This is a genomic window from Thiovibrio sp. JS02 (assembly GCF_053485635.1).
On the sequence record NZ_CM130715.1, the window covers coordinates 3,325,486 to 3,346,125 of the forward strand.

At 61.1% G+C, this 20,640-nt stretch carries 21 protein-coding genes and 1 pseudogene; 11 read left to right on the forward strand and 11 right to left on the reverse strand.

All coding sequences use genetic code 11. The annotated features are described in order from the left end of the window. The first annotated feature begins 46 nt into the window (after positions 1-46). Positions 47-922: an alpha/beta fold hydrolase gene (locus tag ACUUL3_RS15245; RefSeq protein ID WP_448552793.1), complete on the forward strand. Its 876-nt coding sequence runs from the start codon at positions 47-49 to the stop codon at positions 920-922. Positions 923-1,018: 96 nt separating this feature from the next. Here the strand turns inward: ACUUL3_RS15245 and ACUUL3_RS15250 are convergent, their stop codons facing one another. Then, positions 1,019-1,708 (reverse strand): Crp/Fnr family transcriptional regulator, encoded by a 690-nt coding sequence (locus ACUUL3_RS15250; RefSeq protein WP_448552795.1) that lies wholly within the window; start codon positions 1,706-1,708, stop codon positions 1,019-1,021. Between the two features lie 3 nt (positions 1,709-1,711). Then, positions 1,712-2,482 carry a 4'-phosphopantetheinyl transferase family protein gene (locus ACUUL3_RS15255; RefSeq protein WP_448552797.1) on the reverse strand — a complete coding sequence of 257 codons (771 nt, stop codon included), beginning with the start codon at positions 2,480-2,482 and terminating at the stop codon, positions 1,712-1,714. A gap of 90 nt (positions 2,483-2,572) precedes the next feature. Here ACUUL3_RS15255 and ACUUL3_RS15260 point away from each other — a divergent pair, with 90 nt between their 5' ends. Then, positions 2,573-3,145 (forward strand): CvpA family protein, encoded by a 573-nt coding sequence (locus tag ACUUL3_RS15260; RefSeq protein WP_448552799.1) that lies wholly within the window; start codon positions 2,573-2,575, stop codon positions 3,143-3,145. Here the strand turns inward: ACUUL3_RS15260 and ACUUL3_RS15265 are convergent. Beyond that, positions 3,080-3,778 carry a TIGR04283 family arsenosugar biosynthesis glycosyltransferase gene (locus tag ACUUL3_RS15265; RefSeq protein ID WP_448552801.1) on the reverse strand — a complete coding sequence of 233 codons (699 nt, stop codon included), beginning with the start codon at positions 3,776-3,778 and terminating at the stop codon, positions 3,080-3,082. The genes ACUUL3_RS15260 and ACUUL3_RS15265 overlap by 66 nt on opposite strands. Next, entirely contained in the window at positions 3,723-4,352 is a 630-nt protein-coding gene (locus ACUUL3_RS15270; protein ID WP_448552803.1) for a TIGR04282 family arsenosugar biosynthesis glycosyltransferase, read from the reverse strand. The genes ACUUL3_RS15265 and ACUUL3_RS15270 overlap by 56 nt, the downstream gene beginning before the upstream one ends. Positions 4,353-4,453: 101 nt before the next feature. Between ACUUL3_RS15270 and ACUUL3_RS15275 the strand changes: the two genes are divergently transcribed. Together ACUUL3_RS15275 and ACUUL3_RS15280 are read left to right on the forward strand one after the other, a co-directional pair. Continuing rightward, entirely contained in the window at positions 4,454-5,227 is a 774-nt protein-coding gene (locus ACUUL3_RS15275) for a UPF0280 family protein (RefSeq protein WP_448552805.1), read from the forward strand. Positions 5,228-5,381: 154 nt separating this feature from the next. Continuing rightward, the gene (locus ACUUL3_RS15280; protein ID WP_448552807.1) at positions 5,382-6,446 is read left to right on the forward strand and encodes a VCBS repeat-containing protein; all 1,065 of its coding nucleotides are present in this window, start codon (positions 5,382-5,384) and stop codon (positions 6,444-6,446) included. A 167-nt stretch (positions 6,447-6,613) separates the two neighbouring features. Here ACUUL3_RS15280 and ACUUL3_RS15285 read toward each other — a convergent pair whose 3' ends face one another. Next, entirely contained in the window at positions 6,614-7,729 is a 1,116-nt protein-coding gene (locus ACUUL3_RS15285; RefSeq protein WP_448552809.1) for a sensor histidine kinase, read from the reverse strand. 257 nt (positions 7,730-7,986) lie between these two features. Between ACUUL3_RS15285 and ACUUL3_RS15290 the strand changes: the two genes are divergently transcribed. Then, positions 7,987-8,586 carry an FmdE family protein gene (locus ACUUL3_RS15290; protein ID WP_448552811.1) on the forward strand — a complete coding sequence of 200 codons (600 nt, stop codon included), beginning with the start codon at positions 7,987-7,989 and terminating at the stop codon, positions 8,584-8,586. A gap of 6 nt (positions 8,587-8,592) precedes the next feature. Here the strand turns inward: ACUUL3_RS15290 and ACUUL3_RS15295 are convergent, their stop codons facing one another. From ACUUL3_RS15295 to ACUUL3_RS15305, 3 genes are read right to left on the reverse strand one after another with little or no spacing between them, the layout of a single operon-like run. Continuing rightward, complete coding sequence (locus ACUUL3_RS15295) at positions 8,593-10,695, reverse strand: hypothetical protein (RefSeq protein WP_448552813.1); 2,103 nt, start codon at positions 10,693-10,695, stop codon at positions 8,593-8,595. Between the two features lie 21 nt (positions 10,696-10,716). Continuing rightward, positions 10,717-11,880 carry a tetratricopeptide repeat protein gene (locus tag ACUUL3_RS15300; protein ID WP_448552815.1) on the reverse strand — a complete coding sequence of 388 codons (1,164 nt, stop codon included), beginning with the start codon at positions 11,878-11,880 and terminating at the stop codon, positions 10,717-10,719. Positions 11,881-11,915: 35 nt separating this feature from the next. Beyond that, positions 11,916-13,175, reverse strand: coding sequence for an ATP-binding protein (locus ACUUL3_RS15305; RefSeq protein ID WP_448552817.1), 1,260 nt, complete (start codon positions 13,173-13,175; stop codon positions 11,916-11,918). 545 nt (positions 13,176-13,720) lie between these two features. Between ACUUL3_RS15305 and sul2 the strand changes: the two genes are divergently transcribed. Beyond that, positions 13,721-14,536 carry a sulfonamide-resistant dihydropteroate synthase Sul2 gene (sul2, locus tag ACUUL3_RS15310; RefSeq protein WP_001043260.1) on the forward strand — a complete coding sequence of 272 codons (816 nt, stop codon included), beginning with the start codon at positions 13,721-13,723 and terminating at the stop codon, positions 14,534-14,536. 86 nt (positions 14,537-14,622) lie between these two features. Next, positions 14,623-14,865 (forward strand): annotated as a pseudogene (locus tag ACUUL3_RS15315) (phosphoglucosamine mutase); the annotation flags it as partial. A gap of 235 nt (positions 14,866-15,100) precedes the next feature. Here ACUUL3_RS15315 and ACUUL3_RS15320 read toward each other — a convergent pair. The 3 genes from ACUUL3_RS15320 to ACUUL3_RS15330 all read right to left on the reverse strand — a co-directional run bounded on the left by ACUUL3_RS15320 (position 15,101) and on the right by ACUUL3_RS15330 (position 17,763). Beyond that, positions 15,101-16,594 carry an IS91-like element ISCR2 family transposase gene (locus tag ACUUL3_RS15320; protein WP_001120888.1) on the reverse strand — a complete coding sequence of 498 codons (1,494 nt, stop codon included), beginning with the start codon at positions 16,592-16,594 and terminating at the stop codon, positions 15,101-15,103. 210 nt (positions 16,595-16,804) lie between these two features. Further along, positions 16,805-17,029: a hypothetical protein gene (locus ACUUL3_RS15325; protein WP_000743213.1), complete on the reverse strand. Its 225-nt coding sequence runs from the start codon at positions 17,027-17,029 to the stop codon at positions 16,805-16,807. Further along, the gene (locus tag ACUUL3_RS15330; protein WP_001366550.1) at positions 17,026-17,763 is read right to left on the reverse strand and encodes a recombinase family protein; all 738 of its coding nucleotides are present in this window, start codon (positions 17,761-17,763) and stop codon (positions 17,026-17,028) included. The genes ACUUL3_RS15325 and ACUUL3_RS15330 overlap by 4 nt, the downstream gene beginning before the upstream one ends. Positions 17,764-17,910: 147 nt before the next feature. On the opposite strand from ACUUL3_RS15330, the gene ACUUL3_RS15335 reads away from it, so the two are divergent. The 4 genes from ACUUL3_RS15335 to arsB are packed head-to-tail and all read left to right on the forward strand — an operon-like array spanning position 17,911 to position 20,574. Next, entirely contained in the window at positions 17,911-18,243 is a 333-nt protein-coding gene (locus ACUUL3_RS15335; RefSeq protein ID WP_000447876.1) for an ArsR/SmtB family transcription factor, read from the forward strand. After that, positions 18,240-19,007 (forward strand): arsenical resistance protein ArsH, encoded by a 768-nt coding sequence (gene arsH / locus ACUUL3_RS15340; RefSeq protein WP_001239389.1) that lies wholly within the window; start codon positions 18,240-18,242, stop codon positions 19,005-19,007. Before ACUUL3_RS15335 ends, arsH begins: the two co-directional genes overlap by 4 nt. Next, positions 19,004-19,510: an arsenate reductase ArsC gene (locus tag ACUUL3_RS15345; RefSeq protein WP_000140066.1), complete on the forward strand. Its 507-nt coding sequence runs from the start codon at positions 19,004-19,006 to the stop codon at positions 19,508-19,510. The genes arsH and ACUUL3_RS15345 overlap by 4 nt, the downstream gene beginning before the upstream one ends. Continuing rightward, positions 19,507-20,574: an ACR3 family arsenite efflux transporter gene (gene arsB / locus ACUUL3_RS15350; RefSeq protein WP_001272375.1), complete on the forward strand. Its 1,068-nt coding sequence runs from the start codon at positions 19,507-19,509 to the stop codon at positions 20,572-20,574. Before ACUUL3_RS15345 ends, arsB begins: the two co-directional genes overlap by 4 nt. Positions 20,575-20,640: the final 66 nt, after the last annotated feature.

Consider the following 20,640-nt stretch of genomic DNA (forward strand, 5'->3'; position numbering starts at 1 on the left):
CGGTTTCCGGAATTGTGCGTTTTTTCACATAACGGCAGGAGATGAGATGAAGACGGCAAAGAATATCGCAACCACAGTGATTCACCTCGTTCTGGCGGCCCTGCTCGCGGGATGCGGCGCTCTCCAAAACATCGACAGGGAACAGGTCGCCACGGTCAACTCGGCCGACGGCAGCGCCATCAGTTACGGGGTGCGCGGCCGGGGCGATGTCGCCATTGTTTTTATCCATTGCTGGACCTGCAATCACGAGTTCTGGCAGCCGCAGATCGAGTACTTTGCCGAGAACCACCGGGTCGCCTGGCTCGATCTGGCCGGCCACGGCGCCTCCGGCAGCAACCGCCGCCTCTATACCATGGAGGCCTTTGGCCAGGATGTCGCCGCGGTGGTCACGGCCATGGGGAATGAACAGGTTATCCTGGTCGGCCACTCCATGGGCGGGCCGGTCGCCGTCGAGGCGGCAAAACTACTCGGCGACAGAGTCATGGGAATCGTCGGGGTCGACACCTTTTACACGCCATCGGCCATCCACACCCTGACGGAAGAGCAGGCCGCCGGGTTCATCAAGCCGTTTGCGGAAAATTTCGCCGGGGCCACGGAACAGATGGTGCGCTCCATGTTTCCCCCCAATGCCGATCCGGCCGTGGTGGATTCGATTCTCAAGCGGATATGTGCCGCGAACCAGGAAATGGGCCTCAGCGCCATGCAGGAAATCTTCCGCTGGCACGCCGCGAATGTCCCCGCCACCCTGGACCGGTTTGCCGACAGGCTCCGCAACATCAACGGCGCTCCCACGGGCCAGGAAACCCCGCTGCACCAGAGCGTGGTGCTGATCCCCGGGGTGGGGCACTTCGTGGCCCAGGAAAAACCCGACGCCTTCAACAAGGCCCTGGACGCGATCATCCGCGACCTGCGCCGGCAATAGGAAAGAGAGCTGAAAACAGCCGGCAGCCCCGCGGCCCGGGGTTCACCCGAGGGCAGCTTCGGTGAATTTTGAGGACCGGTTGCTTTTCATAGGAGCTCACTGATCCGTCAGCTTCTCACCCATGGCCAGGTCGGCGAGGCCGTCCCGGTCCAGGAGGGTGATCTGGGGGCCGTCGATGCCGATCAGCCCCTGCTTGCCGAGCTTGGTGAGAATCCGGGAAAGGGTTTCCGGGATGGTGCCCAGCAGGCTGGCCAGCTGGGCCTTGCCGATGTTGAGCTTCACGGTCTCCGCTTCGCCCTGCTGCTCGCTGAGGAAGAGCAGGTGCGCGGCAAGCCTGCCCGGCACCTCCTTGAGGGAGAGATCCTCGATCATGTGGGCGAATTTTTTGAGTCGCATGGAAAGGGCCGCCATCATGTTCATGGCCAGGGACGGGTTTTTCCGGATCAGTTCGGTGAAGGCGCGGCGCGGGATGAAAATGACCCTGCTTTTTTCCAGCGCCAGGGCATGGGCAGGGAAGGTCGAACCGGTAAAGACCGCAGCCTCGGCAAAAGGCTCGCCCGGCCCGAAGATGTGGAGAATCTGCTCCTTGCCGTCCACGGAAAGCTTGTAGATCTTGACCAGCCCCTCCATGACCACGAAAAAGCCGCTGCCGGCGTCGCCTTCGGCAAAGATGGCCTGCCCCCGCTTGTAATCCTGCAAGGTCATGATCATGGCCAGTTCATCATACTGCGGGGCGGTAAGCCCGCTGAAGAGCGGCACGGTTTTCAGGAATTTCAAGAGTTCCATCTGCTACTCCATAACGGTTGTCGGCAAGGCGGTGAGTGCCCAGGCCAGACCCTGCTCCAGCCAGGCATAGACAGTGATTTCTGCCGGCAGCCGGCCTTCCTTCCGGCCCGGCAGCAAGGCCAGCAGGAATGGCGCTTCAGGCGTGCCCGCGCCCTGGCGCACCGCAAAAAAACGCGTCTCCAGCAGGCCGGGCAGGGGGGCGCCCCCCGCCATCTTGCGGAGCGCCTCCTTGGCCGCCCAGAGGAGGGTGAGGGCTCCTGCCTCGCCGGTGAGCGGCAGGATTTCCCGGCCCAGAAGCTCTTCTTCTTTTTCGGCGAGAAAGCGGCCGCGCACGGCGCGGATTTTTGGCGTGATCAGCTGGAGATCGAGGCCGCATGAGGTTTCCGCCGCCATGGCTCCGGCAAGGGGGCCGCTGTGGGAGATGGAGAGAAAGAGGGCCGGGTGGCTCCGGGCGAACGGCTTGCCATCTGCCGCCGCCGCGATGATGATCCGCGGCCAGGCAGGCTCCGCGCCGCCCAGAAGGCGGGCCACCGCCCATTTGGCGGCCAGGCGGCCGCCAAACCATTCCCGCCGCCGTTTTTCCAGGGAAAAGCGGGCGAGCGTCGCTTCTTCCTCGCCGCAGAGAAACCGCCCTTCACCGCCGGGATACCTGCCGGCCGGCAAGAGGGCGGACACCTGCGCGAGGGAAACCGCCGCCAAGGCGAAACGGGGGCTGGCGGGAAGCGCCCCGGCTCCGGCAGGCGCCGCCTGAATAAAGGGGCAGGAGTGATTCATTTCCGGATCACCAGTGGAAAATGCTTGCCCTTGCCGGCAAGTTTTTGTAAGCCTGAACCATTATTATCCATTGAAACTCCGGAAAGAACCATGACTGCACTCGACCTCGGCGCCATCGCCATCGTTCTCATCTTTCTCGTCCGCGGCATCTGGGTGGGGTTTGTCCGGCAGCTGGCCTCCCTGGCCGGCCTGGTGCTGGGATTTTTCATCGCCGGCCGGTATTATGAAAAATTCAGCCCGGTGCTCGCTTCCTTCATCGCTTCGCCGCAGATCCGTTTTCTTATAACCTATACGCTGCTTTTTCTCGCGGTCTTTCTGGTCGTCATCGCCATGGGTTTTGTATTGAAAAAGGTCATGACCATTTCCCTGATGGACTGGTTCGATCGGCTCCTGGGCGGAATTTTCGGCCTGGGCAAAGCGTTTTTCCTCGTCACCGTCGCTTTCATGCTGCTCTCCTCGGTTCTGGACGGCTCAAACCCCGTGCTGAGCAAATCGTTTTCCGCCCACTATCTGAGACAAAGCGCGGGCTTTTTCCGTTCCTATATCACGGATCAGGATCTCAAGAGCCGGCTGCTGCCCAGGGAGCCGGCCATTTCCTTACCGGTTCTTGCCGTACCAGCGGGCAAGACGCCAGGGGCTGGCGCCGGCAAGATAGCCAAGTAAGATCGTCTGGTTGATGAGGGTGGCGCGCAACAGCCCCAGCCGTTGCCAGCGTCGGGCCGAGGTCACGGCCGCGGCCGGCAGCAGGATGAGCTTGCCGAGCCCGCGGAGTCGCCGCACCAGATCAATGTCCTCAAGCAAAGGGATCTCCTTGTAGCCGCCAACCGTCCGGAACAGCTCCGCGCTCAGAAAAAGAGCCTGGTCGCCATAGGGGAGTTGCAGGCAGCCGGCCCGCCAGTTGGTGAGGCGTTCGAGCAGGCGGAAACGCCAGCCCGCCCCGGGAACGGCGAAGCGGAAGGCGCCGGCGGCAACGCCTGGCCGCGCAAGGCCGCTGCTCACCAGCTCCGGGAAATTCTCCGGCAGGCTGGTGTCGGCGTGCAGAAAGAGCAGGATCCGGCCGCTGGCGGCGGCTGCCCCGGCATTGAGCTGAACGCCCCGACCGGCCGGCGCACTCAACACCCGCGCCCCTGCCTTCCCGGCCAGCGCCACGGTCCGGTCCGCGCTGCCGCCATCCACCACCAGCACTTCAAGGCCGGGCCGGCCCGCAAGCTGGGCGAGGGTGCGGGCAATGGTTCCTTCCTCATTGAGGGTGGGGATAATCACGGAAATGTCGCAGGTCTTCCGGTCGGTCAACATCAACGAGCTGCTCCAGGAGGCGGATTTTCAGGTTTAAGGCCTTTGCCCGGCAGAGGGTCTTGGTCAGCACCTCGCCGCTTCCCCAGGGAATGGCGTGAAAAAGCTCGGCCCATGGCCGGGTAAGGCCGACGAGGTAGTAGCCGCCGTCCGCGGCAGGGCCCAGGACCAGATCGGCCTGAGTCAGGGCGGCAAAGGCCTCGGCCAGGATCTTCGGGTCAAGCCCCGGGCAGTCGGCCCCGATGATCACCACCTGTTCCGCCCCTTCGGCAAAGGCCGCGGCAAAGGCCGCCTGCAACCGTTCGCCGAGGCTGTTTCCCTCCTGGGGCCGGCAGGGGAGGCGGCCGGCAAGCCACTGTTCCATGCGGTCCCGGTCGCCGCCGGCAAAGCGGATTTCTCCGGCAACCGGGGAAGCGGCCAGAAAACGGCGCATCTGCGCCACCGCCCGCTCGGTGAGGCGGCGGTGCAGGGTCGCCGCCCCTTCAGGGCCAAGGGCCGGGATCAGGCGGGTTTTGGCCCGGCCCGCTTCCGGGTAGCGGGTGAAAAGCACGAGTTTTGCCTGGGTTACCTTGGTCATGCCGCGAAAAACGCCAGGCGGCGATCGGTCTTGCCGTCCGCCCCGGGCTCAGATATAATGGGCCTTTGCCTAAAAAACATCCTTCACCATACCAGCCTCCCGTGACCGCCAAAAGAAAAAAAAATCGCTCCGCCCCCACCCCGGCCTCCTACCGGAAGCGAACCTATCGCAACCTGGGCGAGCAGGGGAACCTGGCCAGCTTTCTCGTCACGGTGCGGGAAACCGACCTGCAGATCCTTGCCTCGCAAGCCATGGAGGAAACCGCCTACGAGCGGGTATTTCATTATCGCGCACAGTTGGAGAGCTATCTGGGCGAGCATCCTCAATTTCTGGCCAGTCTGCGGCCGTTGCCCCTTGATGCCACGGCGCCGGCTCTGGTGAAAAGCATGCTCCGGGCGGGGCAGGCGGCCGAGGTCGGGCCCATGGCCGCGGTGGCCGGGGCAATCGCCGAGTATGTGGGCAGGGATCTGCTTGCCGCGGGAGCCGCCGAGGTGGTGGTGGAAAACGGCGGCGATATCTATCTGGCCAGGAAGGAGGAGAGCGTCATCGGCATCTTTGCCGGCCCCTCGCCGCTCAGCAAGAAAATCGGCCTGAAGATCCCCGCCGGCCTCATGCCCCTTGGCGTCTGTACCTCCTCCGGCACCGTGGGCCACTCCTTGAGCCTCGGCGAGGCGGATTCCGTCACCGTCCTGGCGGCCGACACCTCCCTGGCCGATGCGGTGGCAACCCGTCTCGGCAACGAGGTTTCCCCCGGCCGCGGTCTGGACGGCGTTCTGGCCATTGCCAGGGCCATCCCCGGCCTGCTCGGGGTGGTGATCATCCGTGGCGAAGATCTGGGCGCCTGGGGAGCGGTGGAGCTTGTCCCGCTTGCCTGAAGAGGCGCGGCGGCGCGCCTGTCTCCCGTTATTTTTCTTAATTTTTTCCTGCCGGGACCGAAAAGTATCGTATGGGGAATGGCGCGGCTATTTTTCGCGCGCGGATTTTTTTTTGCAGACCGGTCTGGCGGTTGCAAGGGAACGGGAGAGAACCATGAAAATCGTGGATGCCAGCATCAGTCTGGCCTGCCAGCACGGATTTCGGCAGGAAGAGAGCAGGGAAGAGTCGTTCCGATTCTGGCGGGGAAACGAGCGGCCCGATTTTTCCGGGGAGGCAAGGGGGGAGGCCGGCGGGGAGGGCGTTCTGGTGCGGATTTCTCCCGAGGCCCTGGTCCGGAAAAAACAGGAGCTGCTGCCGGCGGCGCCTGGCCAGGAGACTTCGGAAGCCGCTCTGCCGGGTGAGGATCCGAAACTTGCCGTCATGCGCCTTATTCTTGAAACCCTCACCGGCAAAAAGATCCGGATCGTGAGTTTCTCTCCCGGCACTTCCGGGGCGACCTCAGCGGCAGGCGCCGCTGCGGGCGCGGAAAGCGTCGGGCCTCCCCGGCAGGGATGGGGCCTGGAATATGACCTCGTGGAGCGTTTCAGCGAAGAAGAGACCATGCGGTTTTCCGCGGTGGGCCAGGTGCGCGGCGCGGACGGCAGGGCCATGGATTTTCAGCTCGCTCTGGTCATGGAGCGGCAATTTGCGCAGGAAACCGGCATCCATCTGCGGGCCGGCGATGCCCTGCTGCTTGACCCCCTGGCCATCAACTTCGCAGGGAATGCCGCGGAGTTGAGTGATATGCGGGTATCTTTTGATCTGGACGGGGACGGCCGGAAAGAAGAGATCTCCTTTCTCGGCCAGGGCAGCGGTTTCCTTGCCCTTGACCGCAATGGGGACGGGATTGTCAACAATGGCCTTGAGCTGTTCGGCCCGGCAAGCGGCCGGGGCTTTTCCGAGCTTGCCCGGCTGGACGGCGACGCCAACGGCTGGCTTGACGAAAACGATCCCCGCCATGCGGACCTGCGCGTCTGGATGAAGGATGCGGCAGGCGCGGATCATCTCTACTCCCTGGCGGAAAAAAATGTCGGCGCCATTTTTCTCGGGGCCGTCATGACCCCATTTTCTCTGAAATCCGAGGGAAACGCCTTGCTGGGCCGGATCAGGGAGAGTTCGATCTTTCTTGCCGAAACCGGCGGAGCAGGAACGGTGCAGGAAATAGATCTCGCGGTTTAGCCGAGAATCAAAAGGCCAGTTTTCATGTTTTCCAATGGCCCTCTGTGCCGACTTCCAAGCAGTTCCGTCAAGTTCCGCCGGGACGATCTCCGCGTGTTGCCGGGTTCTTTTGGCGTGACGCCTTGCCAGGCTGAGGGCGGCGGAGCGGCCGTTTCCCGGGCGTTCCTTCAGGTGGCGGGCAGGCTGAAGATGAACTGGGCGCCCTTCCCGGGCGTCGAGGTGACGGTGAGCTCTCCGTTGTGGGCCTGGGCCACGGTCTGGCCCAGGCTCAAGCCCAAGCCGATCCCGGAAACCGAGGCCTGTGTCGATCCGAGGGGGGCCTGGGCCCCCTTGGTTGTGAAAAAGGGGTCGAAGATCTTGTTGAGAAGCTCCGGGGCGATGCCGCAGCCGTTGTCGGCGACCCGCACAAACACCCGGTCGGCCATCACCCCGGTTTCAACGAAAATCTTGCGGGGATTTTTTCCCAGGGTGGCGTGCTGGGCGTTGTTGATCAGATTCATGATCAACTGCCTGGTCAGGCCGAAGTTGAGGACTGCCTCGCAGGGGGACGGGAAATGGGTTTCCACCTCGATCCCCTCCCGATCCAACTCTTTCCGGCAGAAGGAGAGGGCGTCCCGCGCCGTCTCGGTGAGGCTGCCCACGGAAAACCCCCATTTTGCGCTCTGATCGCTGAAGGCGGAAAGCTCCCGGACGATTTCGGTGCCGCGTTTGGCGAATTTTTTCACCTGTTCCAGCTCTTCCCTGGCCTGGGCCGGCAATTTCTTATGGGTCAGGGCCATCTGCGCGTAGCCGAGGATGCCGACATTGATGTTGTTGAACTGGTGGGCAATGCCGGCGACCAGATGGCCCAGGGCCACCAGCCGTTCGGTGCGCTGCAGCTGCTCCTCCACCTGGCGTCGCGCCGCCATGGCCTCATGGTACTGAAAGGCGTTGCGCACCGCCAGCCGCAGTTCCCGGTTGTCCTGCCACGGTTTGGTTATATAGCGCCAGACCGCCTCATCGCTCACCGCCTCCATGATGCTGTCGATATCGAGATAGGCGGTGAAGATCATGCCGATAAAGGTGTGGTTCCTGGCGCGGGCGTGATGGAGAAATTCAAGGCCGTTCATGCCGGGCATGCGCAGATCGCTGACAATGACCTGGGGGAGATCCTCCTCAACCAGGGCCAGGGCTTCCTCGCCGTTTGAGGCGAGGAGGAGGTCGTAATCCTCATTGGCAAAGGCCCGTTCAATGGTTTTCAGGATAACCGGGTTGTCGTCAACAAAGAGCACGGTATGGCGCATGCATGGTCCTTTTTGTCCGGCCGGGGAAATCTCCCGGAGCTGGGCGCTGCCATTCCCGCGGTGTGGGGTTTTGCAGACTGCCTGGCCTGAGATATGCGGATATAGTAATTGGATACAATGGAAAAAGAAGGATTGTCAAGGGATTGAACGCCTTTTGCCCCGGGAGTTTTGTCTTGACAGGTGGTTCGCGGCCGCGTTAAGCCTGGGAACGGAGAGGCGTTCTTTTTTGGGTTATCCATGCGTTAGGAGGAGTGGGGATGGAGCAGGATTCCTTTGCCGAAGCGGTCCGCTTTCATGGCCATGTCTGTCCGGGCCTGGCCCTGGGGTTTCGCGCCGCCGAGGTGGCGCTGGTCGAATTGGGCATCGCGCGGGCCCATGACGAGGAACTTGTCGCCGTCTGCGAAAACAGATCCTGTGCCGTTGATGCCATTCAGGTCGTCACCGGCTGTACCGCCGGCAAGGGCAATCTGCTGTTCGACGACCTCGGCAAACAGGTCTATACCTTTATCAAACGGCAAACCGGGGAAGCGGTGCGCCTTGCCGTGATCTGGGAGGCCTCGCCGGAAAGCGCGGAAATGCAGGAGGCGTGGGCGAGGTTTTCCCGGGGAGAGGCCGGGCCGGAGGTCATGCGCCTGATCAGGGCCCGCAAGGCGGAGAAGGTCAAGGAGATTCGCGCGGCAGCGCCGCAGACCCTCTTCCGCATCAGCCGCGGCAAGGGGCCGGTGCCTGAGGCGGCAAAGGTGTATGCCAGTGTGCGCTGCGAGCGATGCGGGGAAAAGGTCATGGAGCCGATGCTTTGCCTGAAGGCAGGGCAACGGCTCTGCATCCCCTGCGGCAGGGAGCCGGAAGCGGGGTAGGGTCGCTCAGTTCTCCATCATCTGCCAGAGGGTCTGGGCCAGGGCCAGAAACGGGGCCAGCAGGAGGGTGACGACAAGCAGGGCCTGCTTCTGCACCGAGGGGTTTTTTATCAGTTCAATGAGGCCGGCGAAATCAGTGCCGGCCAGCCAGAAGGCCAGAATCGGGACAAGGACCGCGCCGCAACCGAGGAGGATTGCCTCGGCAATCAGGAGCCTGCGTCCAAAAAGCTTGGCCCCGTCGAAAAAAATCTTTACCCAGCCCATTCTGACCGCAAGCGGTTTGAGCAGGTCAAAGCTTGTCCGGATCTGTTCCATCATTTCCTGGATGTTCCTGAACAACTGGCCGTGCATGTTCCGCTCGGCCTGTTTTTCGATCTCGTTGAGCCTGTCCCGGTCCGCCTGCAGCTCTTGCTGAAAATCCTGGAAAAAACGCTGGTAGGGGTAATTTTTCCAAAAGAGACGATAGGCCTCCCAGGTCGTCACCAGCTTGTCGATCTGGGCCTTCATCTCGTCGAGTTTGTTTTCCTGCAGTCGGTAACAGGCGTGCAGCAGGCTGCGCGCTTTATGGGCCACATCGAGATTGTCGAAATAGCTGCCCCGTTCAAACTGCTTTTCAAGACCGGCAAGATCCGCGAGAAAAGAGCGCAGCTCTTCCTGGTCTTCCGTGAACCAGGTGGCGAGATCCGCGCAGACCGCGCGCGCTTTGCCCAGTTGTTCCTCCGCCTCCTGCCGCTGGATCTGCTGGTGGGCGAGGAGGGCATCTTCGATCTGTCCGGCGATGGGAAGCAGCTGCGGGTCCATGAGGGCGGCCAAAAAAAGTTCTTTCTGGTCGGCAAAGAGGATCCTGAGCTGCCGCACCCCTTTTTCGCCCATGTCCCGCTGCGACATGAGCTGCAGCCGTCGGTAGAGCGCCTCGGGAAGATCGCGGCGAAGGGAAAAGACATTGTCCAGAGCGTGCTCGGCCTTCCAGGAATCTTCGTGCAGGGCGAAATAGCGTGACTGCAGGAGGGAGATATAGATCTTCTCCTTGTCGGAGTTGGCCATCAGCTGGGCGCTTTCCAGGAAATGGCCCATGTCGCTGTCCCGTTCCAGCTCCAGAGCGACAAAGGCGCGGCCGATGGTGGCGTAAAACTGGCGGCCCTTGGGGCGGCGGCACTCCTCGACGAAAAGCTCCTCGGCCTGGTTGTGCTGCCCTACCCGCAGGCAGTCAAGACCCATGTGCAGACCGTGGCTGTCCACGGAAAGCGTATCGGGCTTGGCCAACTCATCCCAGTTCGAGTAGGTGGTAAAGGCGATATTCCAAAGGAATCTGAGCTGGAAGGTGCGGTTGAGGTCAAAGTAGGAAACATAGACCTGCAGCAGCGGGTTCTGGCGGAGCTGGGAGGGGGTCAGGCCGGCGGCCAGGATGCTGTTCAGCTTCTCCTGGGCGGACATGGCCCTGGCAAAGAGTTCGGTAAAGTGTTCCAGGGGCAGATAGCCGGCCAGGAGAATGCCCTGGGTGGACATGGTCAGCATCTTGCTGGGGCAGCCGGCCGGTTTATGGCCGGTCATGCCGCAATAAAAACAGGGTCTGAGCTTGCCGGCGATGGGCAGGCCGCGGTGGGGAAACAAGGGCTCGCCGCGCAGGGGGACGGCTTCCGAGAGGGTAAGCAGAGACAAGCCGTTGTCCGCTTCGGCGAATGAATGGGCCGGCAGCGCGTCGCTGGTTGCCAATTGCGTCCATTGCAGCTTGAGGGGGCGCGTCACATAGGTCTGCTCGGGCTGGAGAAGATCCCAGAAGTTTGCTCCGGCCTCATGCATGGGACCCGGCAGATCGCCTGATTTTTCAAGGTGCAGCACGATCTGCAGCGGCACAGGCCCCAAGGCTTTCTGCCACTGATACTCCCTCTTGACATGGGCCAGCCCCTGGGCAAGGGCGTTCAGCGCCGCCGGCAGGGTGTCGAAATGAAAAAGGAGCAACTCCTCGCTGCTGGCCGCGCCTTCTTCTCCCATGCCCTGCAGGAGGTTACGCAGGTCCGCGCAGAGAGAGGCCCAATGTTCGGCGAGAATGTTTTCGCCCTGGTAGCGGAGGGGGTGAACAGCCAGTAAGATGGAATTGCTTGCGGCCATGGGCGGCGATGGACCCTCCGGTTAAGTGCATTTGGCGAGAATTTCCCTGGCCTCTTTGTGGCCGGGGTCGATGCGGAGCAGTTTCGCCGCAAACTTGTCGGCCCGCATGGGCATCTTCATGGCAAGATAGGATTGGGCCAGGACCAGGAGCAGTTCGATATCCTCGCTGAACTTGTCCGCGGCTTTTTCCAGCATCTTGACCGCCTCGGGGAGGTCGCCCGCTCGCACCAGGGCGATACCGATTTTTTTGTGCAGATAAAACCGCTCGGGGTCGGCCTTGAGCACCTCCCGGTAGGTTTTGGTCGCCAGGTCGGCCAGGCCGAATTGGTTGCAGGTGTCGGCAATGTCTTCCTTGAAGTCGATATCGTCGTTCTTGGTTTTCAGCACCAGCCGCAGCACCTTTTCCGCCTCGGGCAGCTGATTCTTTTTCAAAAGGATCTTGGCGAAGTTCAAGGCCCGGTCGGAATGGCGCGGGCTGATCTCCATGGCCCGGTTGAAATTCTCCAGGGCCTTTTCCACCTTGCCCTGCCGATAGTAGATCTGGCCCAGGGCATGGTAGGAGCTCACGTCGAGCCGGTTGATATCCGTGGCCTTTTCAAAACAGAGCTGTCCCTTTTTCAGGTCCCCTTTCTTGACAAAGAGGCGGCCAAGCTCCCGGTAGGGCCGGGAGGAGCGGTCGTTGAGCTTGGAGGCCTCCATGGCCGCGGCGATGGCGCCGTCGATATCCCCCTTTTCCTCAAGGGTGCGCGCCTGCAGCAGATTCCGGGTAAAGGGGGAAGGATTGTTGATCTGTTCGAGAAGCTCGTTGACCTTCTGCTCCAGGGTGGCGGTGACAAAGGGTTTGGTCATGTAGGCGTCAACATCGTGCTCTGCCGCCTCTGCCACGATATCCATGTTTGCTTCCGCCGTGATCATCAGAAAGGGGATGTCGCGCAGTTTCTTGGAGGAGCGGACCAGATTCAGGAGCGCGGTGCCCGACATGTAGGGCATATTGTAGTCGCAGATGATGAAATCAATGGCCACGTTCTCTTCCTGGAGGAGTTTCCAGGCGTCGCGGCCATTGGCTGCTTCGTAAAAATCCCTGCCATAGTGGACGAGCTTCAGCATGGCCTTGACCGAACGGCGCATGTTGTCGATGTCGTCCACGATGAGAAAAGTCATGTCCTTTGGTGCTTTCAGCTTCATGCGTTCCTGTCCAGGTTGCGTTCGTCTCAGCAGGCTTAGAGGGGGAGGGTGAAGTAAAAACGGGATCCCTGTCCCGGTTCGCTTTCCACCCCGATCCTGCCCCGATGGATCTCCACGGCCAGACGGCAGAAGTAGAGGCCCAGGCCGGTGCCGACCAGAGCGTCCTGCTTGTCGGAGATGCGGGCGTATTTTTCAAAAATGGTCCGCTGTTTTTCCCGGGGGATGCCGGGGCCCTCATCTTGGACATGGAATTCCAGCTGTCTTTTCCCGGGCACCTGCTTGCAGCCGAAGCGGATGGTGGTGCCTGCCGCGGCATATCCCAAGGCATTGGTGAGGAGATTCTGCAGGACCCGCAGGATCAGAATGCGGTCCAGCTCGATCCGGGGCAGATTTTCACCCTCCTCGCAGACCAGGGTGATGTTCTTGATGGTGGCCATTCCCTTGATGCCGCTCAGGCACTCGGCCAGCATGGGAGCCGGCGAGACGATCTCCTTGATGGGGGTGAGCTTGCCATCCTCTATCTTGCCGATGGTGACCAGATTCGAAACCATGCGCACCGCCCGGTCGCAGCCCATCTGCGCCGACTGCAGAAACTCCTTGGGCTCCTCGCCAACCATATAGGAAAGGATGTCCAGGTTGGCCACCACCTCGGAAAGGGGGCCCTTGAGGTCGTGGATCAGCATCCGGGAGAGTTCGCCGCGCAAAGTCTCCTGCCGCCGCAGTTCCTGGTTGCGTTTCCGCAGGGTCTGCTGCTGTTTGCGGAGTTCCTTCTGGAGATTTTCCTGGACCAGCAGGGAGAGGATGACGCTGCTGAAGTCGAAGAGACGGGTGATGTCTTCCTTGAGCAGGTCGCGCTCGCCGATTTTGTCCGTGGCATTGATGACGCCGACGACCTTGCCCTTGTGCAGCACCGGCACCGAAAGCAGAGAGTTTTTCTTATAGCTGCCGCGGCATTGTCCGCCAAAGCGCTTATCTTTGCAGATGTCCTTGATGAACAGCGGTTCCTGGTTTCTGGCGACCCAGGTGGCGACCGAAGTTCCCTGTTCGATGTTCTGGGCAAGGCCGATGAGCTCGGGCCTGCTGGCGGCATGGACCACCAGGTATTTTTTGCGTTCCAGCACCATGATGGAGCCCTGCTCCACCTTGAGATAGGCGAGAATAATGGAGAGAACCTTGCCCATCCTGGCCTTGTAGGCCAAATGTTTGTCATTGATGACCGCGGCGATCTGCGAAAAACTGTCAAGAAGCCGGTTGGCCAGTTCAAGATCCTGTATTTTTTCCCGGGCAGCGGTCACAGCGGTTCCTTTTTGGATGCGGGTTCATCGGCAACAACGCGGGTCTTTTCGCAACAGCGCATATTGGCAATAGTACCATAAAAAAAAGCAGTGGTGCAAAGAGCAAGCGCCGGGCGGCAAATTTTGTCTCCATGGATGGGACGCGGCCGGGAGGGCGAGGGAAAACGGCACAGGGGGTGGGAAACGGAGAGGGCAGCTGGCGCATGGCCCGCCGCCCCGGTCATGAGCGGGGAATGGGTTATTCCCACTCTATTGTAAACAAGACATTTTTATCTTTTATATTCAATGGCTTATTTTCCTGCTAATTGGTAATACCATGAAAAATACCATGCTCAGAAAAGGCTTAACAATATTTTGAAAAATTGCCTACTGAGCGCTGCCGCACAGCTCCATAGGCCGCTTTCCTGGCTTTGCTTCCAGATGTATGCTATTCTGCTCCTGCAGCTAATGGATCACCGCAAACAGGTTACTCGCCTGGGGATTCCCTTTCGACCCGAGCATCCGTATGAGACTCATGCTCGATTATTATTATTATAGAAGCCCCCATGAATAAATCGCTCATCATTTTCGGCATCGTCAACATAACCTCGGACAGTTTCTCCGATGGAGGCCGGTATCTGGCGCCAGACGCAGCCATTGCGCAGGCGCGTAAGCTGATGGCCGAGGGGGCAGATGTGATCGACCTCGGTCCGGCATCCAGCAATCCCGACGCCGCGCCTGTTTCGTCCGACACAGAAATCGCGCGTATCGCGCCGGTGCTGGACGCGCTCAAGGCAGATGGCATTCCCGTCTCGCTCGACAGTTATCAACCCGCGACGCAAGCCTATGCCTTGTCGCGTGGTGTGGCCTATCTCAATGATATTCGCGGTTTTCCAGACGCTGCGTTCTATCCGCAATTGGCGAAATCATCTGCCAAACTCGTCGTTATGCATTCGGTGCAAGACGGGCAGGCAGATCGGCGCGAGGCACCCGCTGGCGACATCATGGATCACATTGCGGCGTTCTTTGACGCGCGCATCGCGGCGCTGACGGGTGCCGGTATCAAACGCAACCGCCTTGTCCTTGATCCCGGCATGGGGTTTTTTCTGGGGGCTGCTCCCGAAACCTCGCTCTCGGTGCTGGCGCGGTTCGATGAATTGCGGCTGCGCTTCGATTTGCCGGTGCTTCTGTCTGTTTCGCGCAAATCCTTTCTGCGCGCGCTCACAGGCCGTGGTCCGGGGGATGTCGGGGCCGCGACACTCGCTGCAGAGCTTGCCGCCGCCGCAGGTGGAGCTGACTTCATCCGCACACACGAGCCGCGCCCCTTGCGCGACGGGCTGGCGGTATTGGCGGCGCTGAAAGAAACCGCAAGAATTCGTTAACTGCACATTCGGGATATTTCTCTATATTCGCGGTTCAGCAGGCATGTCCCCTTTGAGGGCGACCCGACGACAGGATAATCGACCTTATGGTGCGCAAATATTTCGGCACAGACGGTATTCGTGGCAAAGCCAACGAAGGCGCGATGACGGCGGAAACCGCCTTGCGCGTCGGCATGGCGGCTGGCCGTGTCTTTCGTCGCGGTGACCACCGCCATCGTGTCGTGATCGGCAAGGATACGCGCCTGTCGGGCTATATGCTTGAACCCGCGCTCACAGCCGGTTTCACCTCGATGGGCATGGACGTATTCCTTTTTGGCCCGCTGCCGACAACGTATAGGAAGAATAAACGCCCTTTTCACCCAAGTCCAACAGCTTTGGACCGCAGTTGACTCTTTCGACACCCCTGCGATGCAACCCAATCCGGCTGACGGGGAGCCAGCAACGCTGAAAATTTACCCTCCTCTTTCCCACTAGCGGCTCCTTTTCCGACAACCAGCACGGCGGATCCCTGCCGCGGCGCTGTGAACGCAGCATTTTGATTGGTATCGTTGGCCTTCAGGCTCGTCAGTCAAACAGACCCAGGAGCAGCTCAGCCGGTGGCGCCCGGCTTTCGGGTAACGCCCTGGTCCCGCTGGTTTCGGCTTTGTGCTTCAGGTGATCAAGGATCTGCTTGATCACTATAGGGTCTTCAATGCAGGCGATGACTTTCATGGCGCCGCCGCAGCCGCTGCAGGTCTCGATGTCGATATTGAAAACACGCTTGAGCCGTTGCGCCCATGTCATCGACGCTCGCCGTTGTGCTGGTGTTGCCGGTTCATCAGCCACCCTGACCTTGTTGCCCCTGCCCCGTTTTGCCGGCGTGACCAACGCCCGGTGCCGACTGTTGGGTGCGAACACCCCGTGGAAGCGGGTTAGGTTGACTCTGGGCTTCGGTACCAGGGCGGCCAGCCTTGCAATGAAATCCAATGGTTCGAAAATGACGTGCGTGGTGCCGTCCCGGTACGGCGTCTTGAGCTGGTAGCGCACGTTGCCGCCTCGTGTTAACGACAGCCGCTTCTCGGATACCGCCGGGCGGCTGATGTACCGGCACAGCCGTTCGAGCTTCTTGCGTTCATCGGCCCTGGCCGCCACGCCGGCGTGCAGGCTGGACCCGGCTACCTTGCCAATCCCGTCACCGAACGGATCACCACTGGTCGGCAGAGTTTGCAAAGTGAACACCTTTCGCCCCGCCTGTGAACCGACAGCGATACGGTAAGTGATCGAGTGCCCCAGCAGGGGTGTCATCGGGTCGTCATCCACCGCATCCGAGGCCAGATAGCTGTTTTCGACATCCCGTTCCAGCAGGCCTTGCCGTTCCAGATAGCGACCCACCCGGTGGGCGATGGTGTGCGTCAGCTGGGTGAGCTCTGGGCTGGTCGGCGCCTTGACCCAGCGGAAACGCGCTGAGCCGTGGGATTGCTCGACATACACACCGTCGAGAAACAGCATGTGGAAGTGAACATTCAGATTGAGCGCCGATCCAAAACGCTGGATCAGGGTGACCGCGCCCGTCTTGGCCACTTGGTGGGTATGGCCCGCTTTCTTGACCAGGTGCGTGGCAATGACGCGGTAAACGATGCCCAGCACCCACCCCATGATCTCGGGCCGGCTGGCAAACAGGAAACGCAGCTGAAACGGGAAGCTCAACACCCACTGACGCATGGGTTGTTCAGGCAGTACTTCATCAACCAGCAAGGCGGCACTTTCGGCCATCCGCCGCGCCCCACAGCTCGGGCAGAAACCGCGACGCTTACAGCTGAAAGCGACCAGGTGCTCGGCGTGGCAAGACTCGCAGCGAACCCGTAGAAAGCCATGCTCCAGCCGCCCGCATTGGAGAAATTCTTCAAATTCCCGTTGCACATAGCCCGGCAATTCCTTTCCCTGCTCTGCCATAAGCGCAGCGAATGCCGGGTAATACTCGTCAACGATCTGATAGAGAAGGGTTTGCTCGGGTCGGTGGCTCTGGTAACGACCAGTATCCCGATCCCGGCTGGCCGTCCTGGCCGCCACATGAGGCATGTTCCGCGTCCTTGCAATACTGTGTTTACATACAGTCTATCGCTTAGCGGAAAGTTCTTTTACCCTCAGCCGAAATGCCTGCCGTTGCTAGACATTGCCAGCCAGTGCCCGTCACTCCCACTCGATTGTAAACAAGCACACAAAACCCTTTAGTGACAACAATTTGCAAGAACTATCAGGCTCAGTGCCATGAAAAATACCATGACCAGATCATGAGGTTGAACACGGCTTGCGCCGGCAGCGTTCACGCTCCTGGTCGGCGATCTCGCCCGGCTGCAATGCTAGCTCAGCATCGGTCATGCGCTCCAGCACGTCGCGTAGGCGGATGGTGCAAGGAATGGGCGGCAGCTCGAACTCATAGCCGCCGGCGATCATTTCGGCCGCAATCTCCTCGGTGATGAAAAACGGCTCGTCGTCTTGGTTCGGCTTCTTCATGCCCTTTCCTCCTGGCGCTCATCCTGGCCGACAGCGGCCAGGGCATCGGCTTCCGTCAATGCGTCCTCCACGAACGCGCCGTGCTGCTTCGCTTCGGCCTGGCTGACCTCGGCCCATATCCGTTTCACCTGGGCCGCACTGTACCCGGCCAGCTCGGCGGTCTTGTTGATGCTGTAGCCGGACTTGCGCAGCGCGACAACTTGGGCGCGGCGCTTCGGATCAGCACGGCGGCCCTTGTACCGCCCGGCCTGGCGGGCCAACTCAATGCCTTGGCGCTGGCGTTCGCGCCTGTCCTCGTAGTCGTCGCGGGCCATCTGCAAGGCCAGGCGAAAAAGCATGATCTGCACGGCTTCCAGCACGATCTTGGCGACGCCCTGGGCCTCGGCCGCCAGGTCGGATAGATCGACCACGCCAGGGACGGCCAGGCGTGCGCCTTTGGCCTGTATCGAGGCCACCAGGCGCTCGGCCTCGGGCAAAGGTAGGCGGCTGATGCGGTCGATCTTCTCGGCAATGACCACCTCGCCGGGCTGTAGGTCGCCGATCATGCGCAGCAGCTCAGGCCGGTCGGCGCGTGCGCCGGATGCCTTCTCACGGTAGATGCCGGCGACGTAGTAGCCGGCGGCCTTCGCGGCCGTAGTGATCGCCTCTTGGCGTTCCAAGTCCTGCGCGTCGGTGCTGACGCGCAGATAGACCCGCGCCACCATCGGCGCGGCTACTGGCTTCGTCCTGCGCATACTTGCGGGCTCCTTTGGGCATACTCAAATGCACCCATCTTAAACTGGCAGGCCAATTTATCACATATCGATCTAAATGCGCCTAGCTCATTTTTACAGCTTAAATGAGCTATTGAGCACACTCCATATTTCGACTATTATTGAAACATGGAAACGATAAATGCTGTAGCCGCCCTGGCGGCCATCGCTCAAGAATCGCGCCTCGCGGTGTTCCGGCTTCTCGTCCAGGCCGGCCCCGCCGGCATGGCCGCCGGAAAAATCAGCGAAGCGGCCGGCATCCCGCCGTCTTCGCTATCCTTCCACCTGAAAGAGCTGGCACACGCCGGCATGGTCACGTCGCGGCAAGAAGGCCGATTTGTGATCTACGAGGCGAACTTTTCGACGGCCACTAACCTGGTGGCCTTTCTCACGGAAAACTGCTGCGGCGGCCAGGTGTGCAACCTGTCTTGCACCACGGAAGCCGGGAAGGTGTTGGCATGAGACTTCGCCATCTTTCCGACCCCGATTCTTTGCCCGCTTTGGACAAATCCTTTGCCATCGAGCGCCCGGCGCTCGGGCTGGCACCCGACGCCCCGCCGGTGCGTATCCTGCTGCTGTATGGCTCGCTGCGCGCCCGCTCGTTCTCACGGCTGGCCGTCGAGGAAGCGGCCCGGCTGCTGCAATTCTTTGGCGCAGAAACACGCATCTTCGACCCGTCCGATTTGCCGTTGCCCGATCAAGTGCAAAGCGACGATCACCCGGCCGTCAAGGAGCTGCGCGCCCTGTCCGAGTGGTCAGAGGGACAAGTCTGGTGCAGCCCGGAACGCCACGGTCAGATTACCAGTGTCATGAAGGCGCAGATTGACCATCTGCCGCTTGAAATGGCCGGCATCCGGCCGACCCAAGGCCGCACCCTGGCCGTGATGCAGGTATCCGGCGGCTCGCAGAGCTTCAACGCCGTGAACACCTTGCGTCTGCTCGGCCGCTGGATGCGAATGTTCACCATTCCGAACCAGTCGAGTATCGCCAAAGCGTTCCAAGAGTTCGACGCGGCGGGCCGCATGAAGCCCTCGCCGTACTACGACCGAATAGCCGATGTGATGGAAGAACTGGTGCGCTTCACGGCGCTGGTACGGCCGCACCGTGAAGCACTGACAGACCGCTATTCCGAACGGAAAGCGGCCGGCCACGTCATCGACGAGGCCACCGATCTTTCATCCATCGCCATTGCTCCCCAGCCACTACCAGAAAGCGAAACATCATGACCGAAAGAATCTATAACGTCCTCATCCTCTGCACCGGCAATTCGGCGCGCAGCATCATGGCCGAAGCTCTCATCAACACGATGGGGCAAGGGCGCTTCCGCGCCTACAGCGCCGGCAGTCACCCAACCGGCAAGGTCAATCCCTTCGCCGTCGAAAAGGTGGAGTCGGTGAATTACCCGACCGAGAATCTGCGCAGCAAGAGCTGGGACGAGTACGCCACGCCCGACGCACCGAAGATGGACTTCATCATCACCGTCTGCGACAACGCCGCCGGCGAAATGTGTCCGGTGTGGCCTGGTCAGCCGATCTCGGCGCATTGGGGATTTGAAGACCCGGCCGCCGTCGAAGGCACTGACGCCGAGAAGCGCCGGGCCTTCGAACAAACCTTCCGGCACATGATGAACCGCGTCCGCCTGTTCGTGAATCTGCCTCTCAAAATGCTTGACCAGACGGCCATCAAGCGCGAGCTGGCGAACATCGGCAAGACCGAGCAGGAAGCATGAGCGCCGGCGCACAGGCCATCGCCGCGAAGCCGCGCCAGGCCCCGATGAGCGGCTTCGAGCGTTACCTGACGCTGTGGGTGGCCCTGTGCATCGTCGCCGGTGTTGCGCTCGGCCAGGGCCTTCCTGACGTGTTCCAGGCCATAGGCCGCATGGAAGTGGCCCAGGTCAATTTGCCGGTGGGCCTGCTGATTTGGGTAATGATCGTCCCGATGCTGGTCAAGATCGACTTCGGGGCGCTGCACCAGGTCAAAGAGCATTGGCGCGGCATCGGCGTCACGCTGTTCGTGAATTGGGCCGTCAAGCCATTCTCGATGGCCCTGCTGGGGTGGCTGTTCATCCGACAAGTGTTCGCTCCGTTCCTGCCGGCCGATCAACTGGACAGCTACATCGCGGGCTTGATCTTGCTGGCCGCCGCGCCCTGCACGGCAATGGTGTTCGTGTGGAGCCGCCTTACCAACGGCGACCCGCTTTTCACGCTCTCGCAAGTGGCTCTGAACGACGCCATCATGATCGTGGCCTTCGCGCCCATCGTCGGCCTGCTGCTGGGCATGTCCTCGATCTCGGTGCCTTGGGACACGCTGCTGATTTCGGTCGTGCTCTACATCATCGTGCCGGTGATCCTGGCGCAGCTCTTGCGGCGGCATCTGCTCAAGCAAGGACAGGCCGCCTTTGAACGGGCCATGCAGAAGATCGGGCCGTGGTCGATGGCCGCGCTGCTGCTGACGTTGGTTCTACTGTTCGCCTTCCAGGGCGAGGCCATCATCCGGCAGCCGTTAGTGATCGCCATGCTAGCCGTGCCGATCTTGATTCAAGTGTTCTTCAATTCCGGGTTAGCCTACTGGCTGAACAAGCGGGCGGGGGAAAAGCACTCTGTCGCCTGTCCTTCGGCCCTGATCGGTGCCAGCAACTTCTTCGAGCTGGCCGTGGCGGCCGCCATCAGCTTGTTCGGTCTGCACTCCGGCGCTGCATTGGCAACCGTGGTCGGCGTCCTGGTCGAAGTGCCGGTGATGCTGCTGGTCGTGCGCGTGGTGAATCGCTCGAAGAGCTGGTACGAACGAGGTTGAACATGAGTAGGAAAAAACTGAGGAAATGATTGCAGATTGCCGCGCCGGCCGCTTCCTGGCGCATTC

Bases quoted from the DNA above. Each gene is read 5' to 3' on its own strand.
- ACUUL3_RS15245 (WP_448552793.1), top strand. From the start codon at position 47: ATGAAGACGGCAAAGAATATCGCAACCACAGTGATTCACCTCGTTCTG.
- ACUUL3_RS15250 (WP_448552795.1), bottom strand. From the start codon at position 1,708: ATGGAACTCTTGAAATTCCTGAAAACCGTGCCGCTCTTCAGCGGGCTT.
- ACUUL3_RS15255 (WP_448552797.1), bottom strand. From the start codon at position 2,482: ATGAATCACTCCTGCCCCTTTATTCAGGCGGCGCCTGCCGGAGCCGGG.
- ACUUL3_RS15260 (WP_448552799.1), top strand. From the start codon at position 2,573: ATGACTGCACTCGACCTCGGCGCCATCGCCATCGTTCTCATCTTTCTC.
- ACUUL3_RS15265 (WP_448552801.1), bottom strand. From the start codon at position 3,778: ATGTTGACCGACCGGAAGACCTGCGACATTTCCGTGATTATCCCCACC.
- ACUUL3_RS15270 (WP_448552803.1), bottom strand. From the start codon at position 4,352: ATGACCAAGGTAACCCAGGCAAAACTCGTGCTTTTCACCCGCTACCCG.
- ACUUL3_RS15280 (WP_448552807.1), top strand. From the start codon at position 5,382: ATGAAAATCGTGGATGCCAGCATCAGTCTGGCCTGCCAGCACGGATTT.
- ACUUL3_RS15285 (WP_448552809.1), bottom strand. From the start codon at position 7,729: ATGCGCCATACCGTGCTCTTTGTTGACGACAACCCGGTTATCCTGAAA.
- ACUUL3_RS15290 (WP_448552811.1), top strand. From the start codon at position 7,987: ATGGAGCAGGATTCCTTTGCCGAAGCGGTCCGCTTTCATGGCCATGTC.
- ACUUL3_RS15295 (WP_448552813.1), bottom strand. From the start codon at position 10,695: ATGGCCGCAAGCAATTCCATCTTACTGGCTGTTCACCCCCTCCGCTAC.
- ACUUL3_RS15300 (WP_448552815.1), bottom strand. From the start codon at position 11,880: ATGAAGCTGAAAGCACCAAAGGACATGACTTTTCTCATCGTGGACGAC.
- sul2 (WP_001043260.1), top strand. From the start codon at position 13,721: ATGAATAAATCGCTCATCATTTTCGGCATCGTCAACATAACCTCGGAC.
- ACUUL3_RS15320 (WP_001120888.1), bottom strand. From the start codon at position 16,594: ATGCCTCATGTGGCGGCCAGGACGGCCAGCCGGGATCGGGATACTGGT.
- ACUUL3_RS15325 (WP_000743213.1), bottom strand. From the start codon at position 17,029: ATGAAGAAGCCGAACCAAGACGACGAGCCGTTTTTCATCACCGAGGAG.
- ACUUL3_RS15330 (WP_001366550.1), bottom strand. From the start codon at position 17,763: ATGCGCAGGACGAAGCCAGTAGCCGCGCCGATGGTGGCGCGGGTCTAT.
- ACUUL3_RS15335 (WP_000447876.1), top strand. From the start codon at position 17,911: ATGGAAACGATAAATGCTGTAGCCGCCCTGGCGGCCATCGCTCAAGAA.
- arsH (WP_001239389.1), top strand. From the start codon at position 18,240: ATGAGACTTCGCCATCTTTCCGACCCCGATTCTTTGCCCGCTTTGGAC.
- ACUUL3_RS15345 (WP_000140066.1), top strand. From the start codon at position 19,004: ATGACCGAAAGAATCTATAACGTCCTCATCCTCTGCACCGGCAATTCG.
- arsB (WP_001272375.1), top strand. From the start codon at position 19,507: ATGAGCGCCGGCGCACAGGCCATCGCCGCGAAGCCGCGCCAGGCCCCG.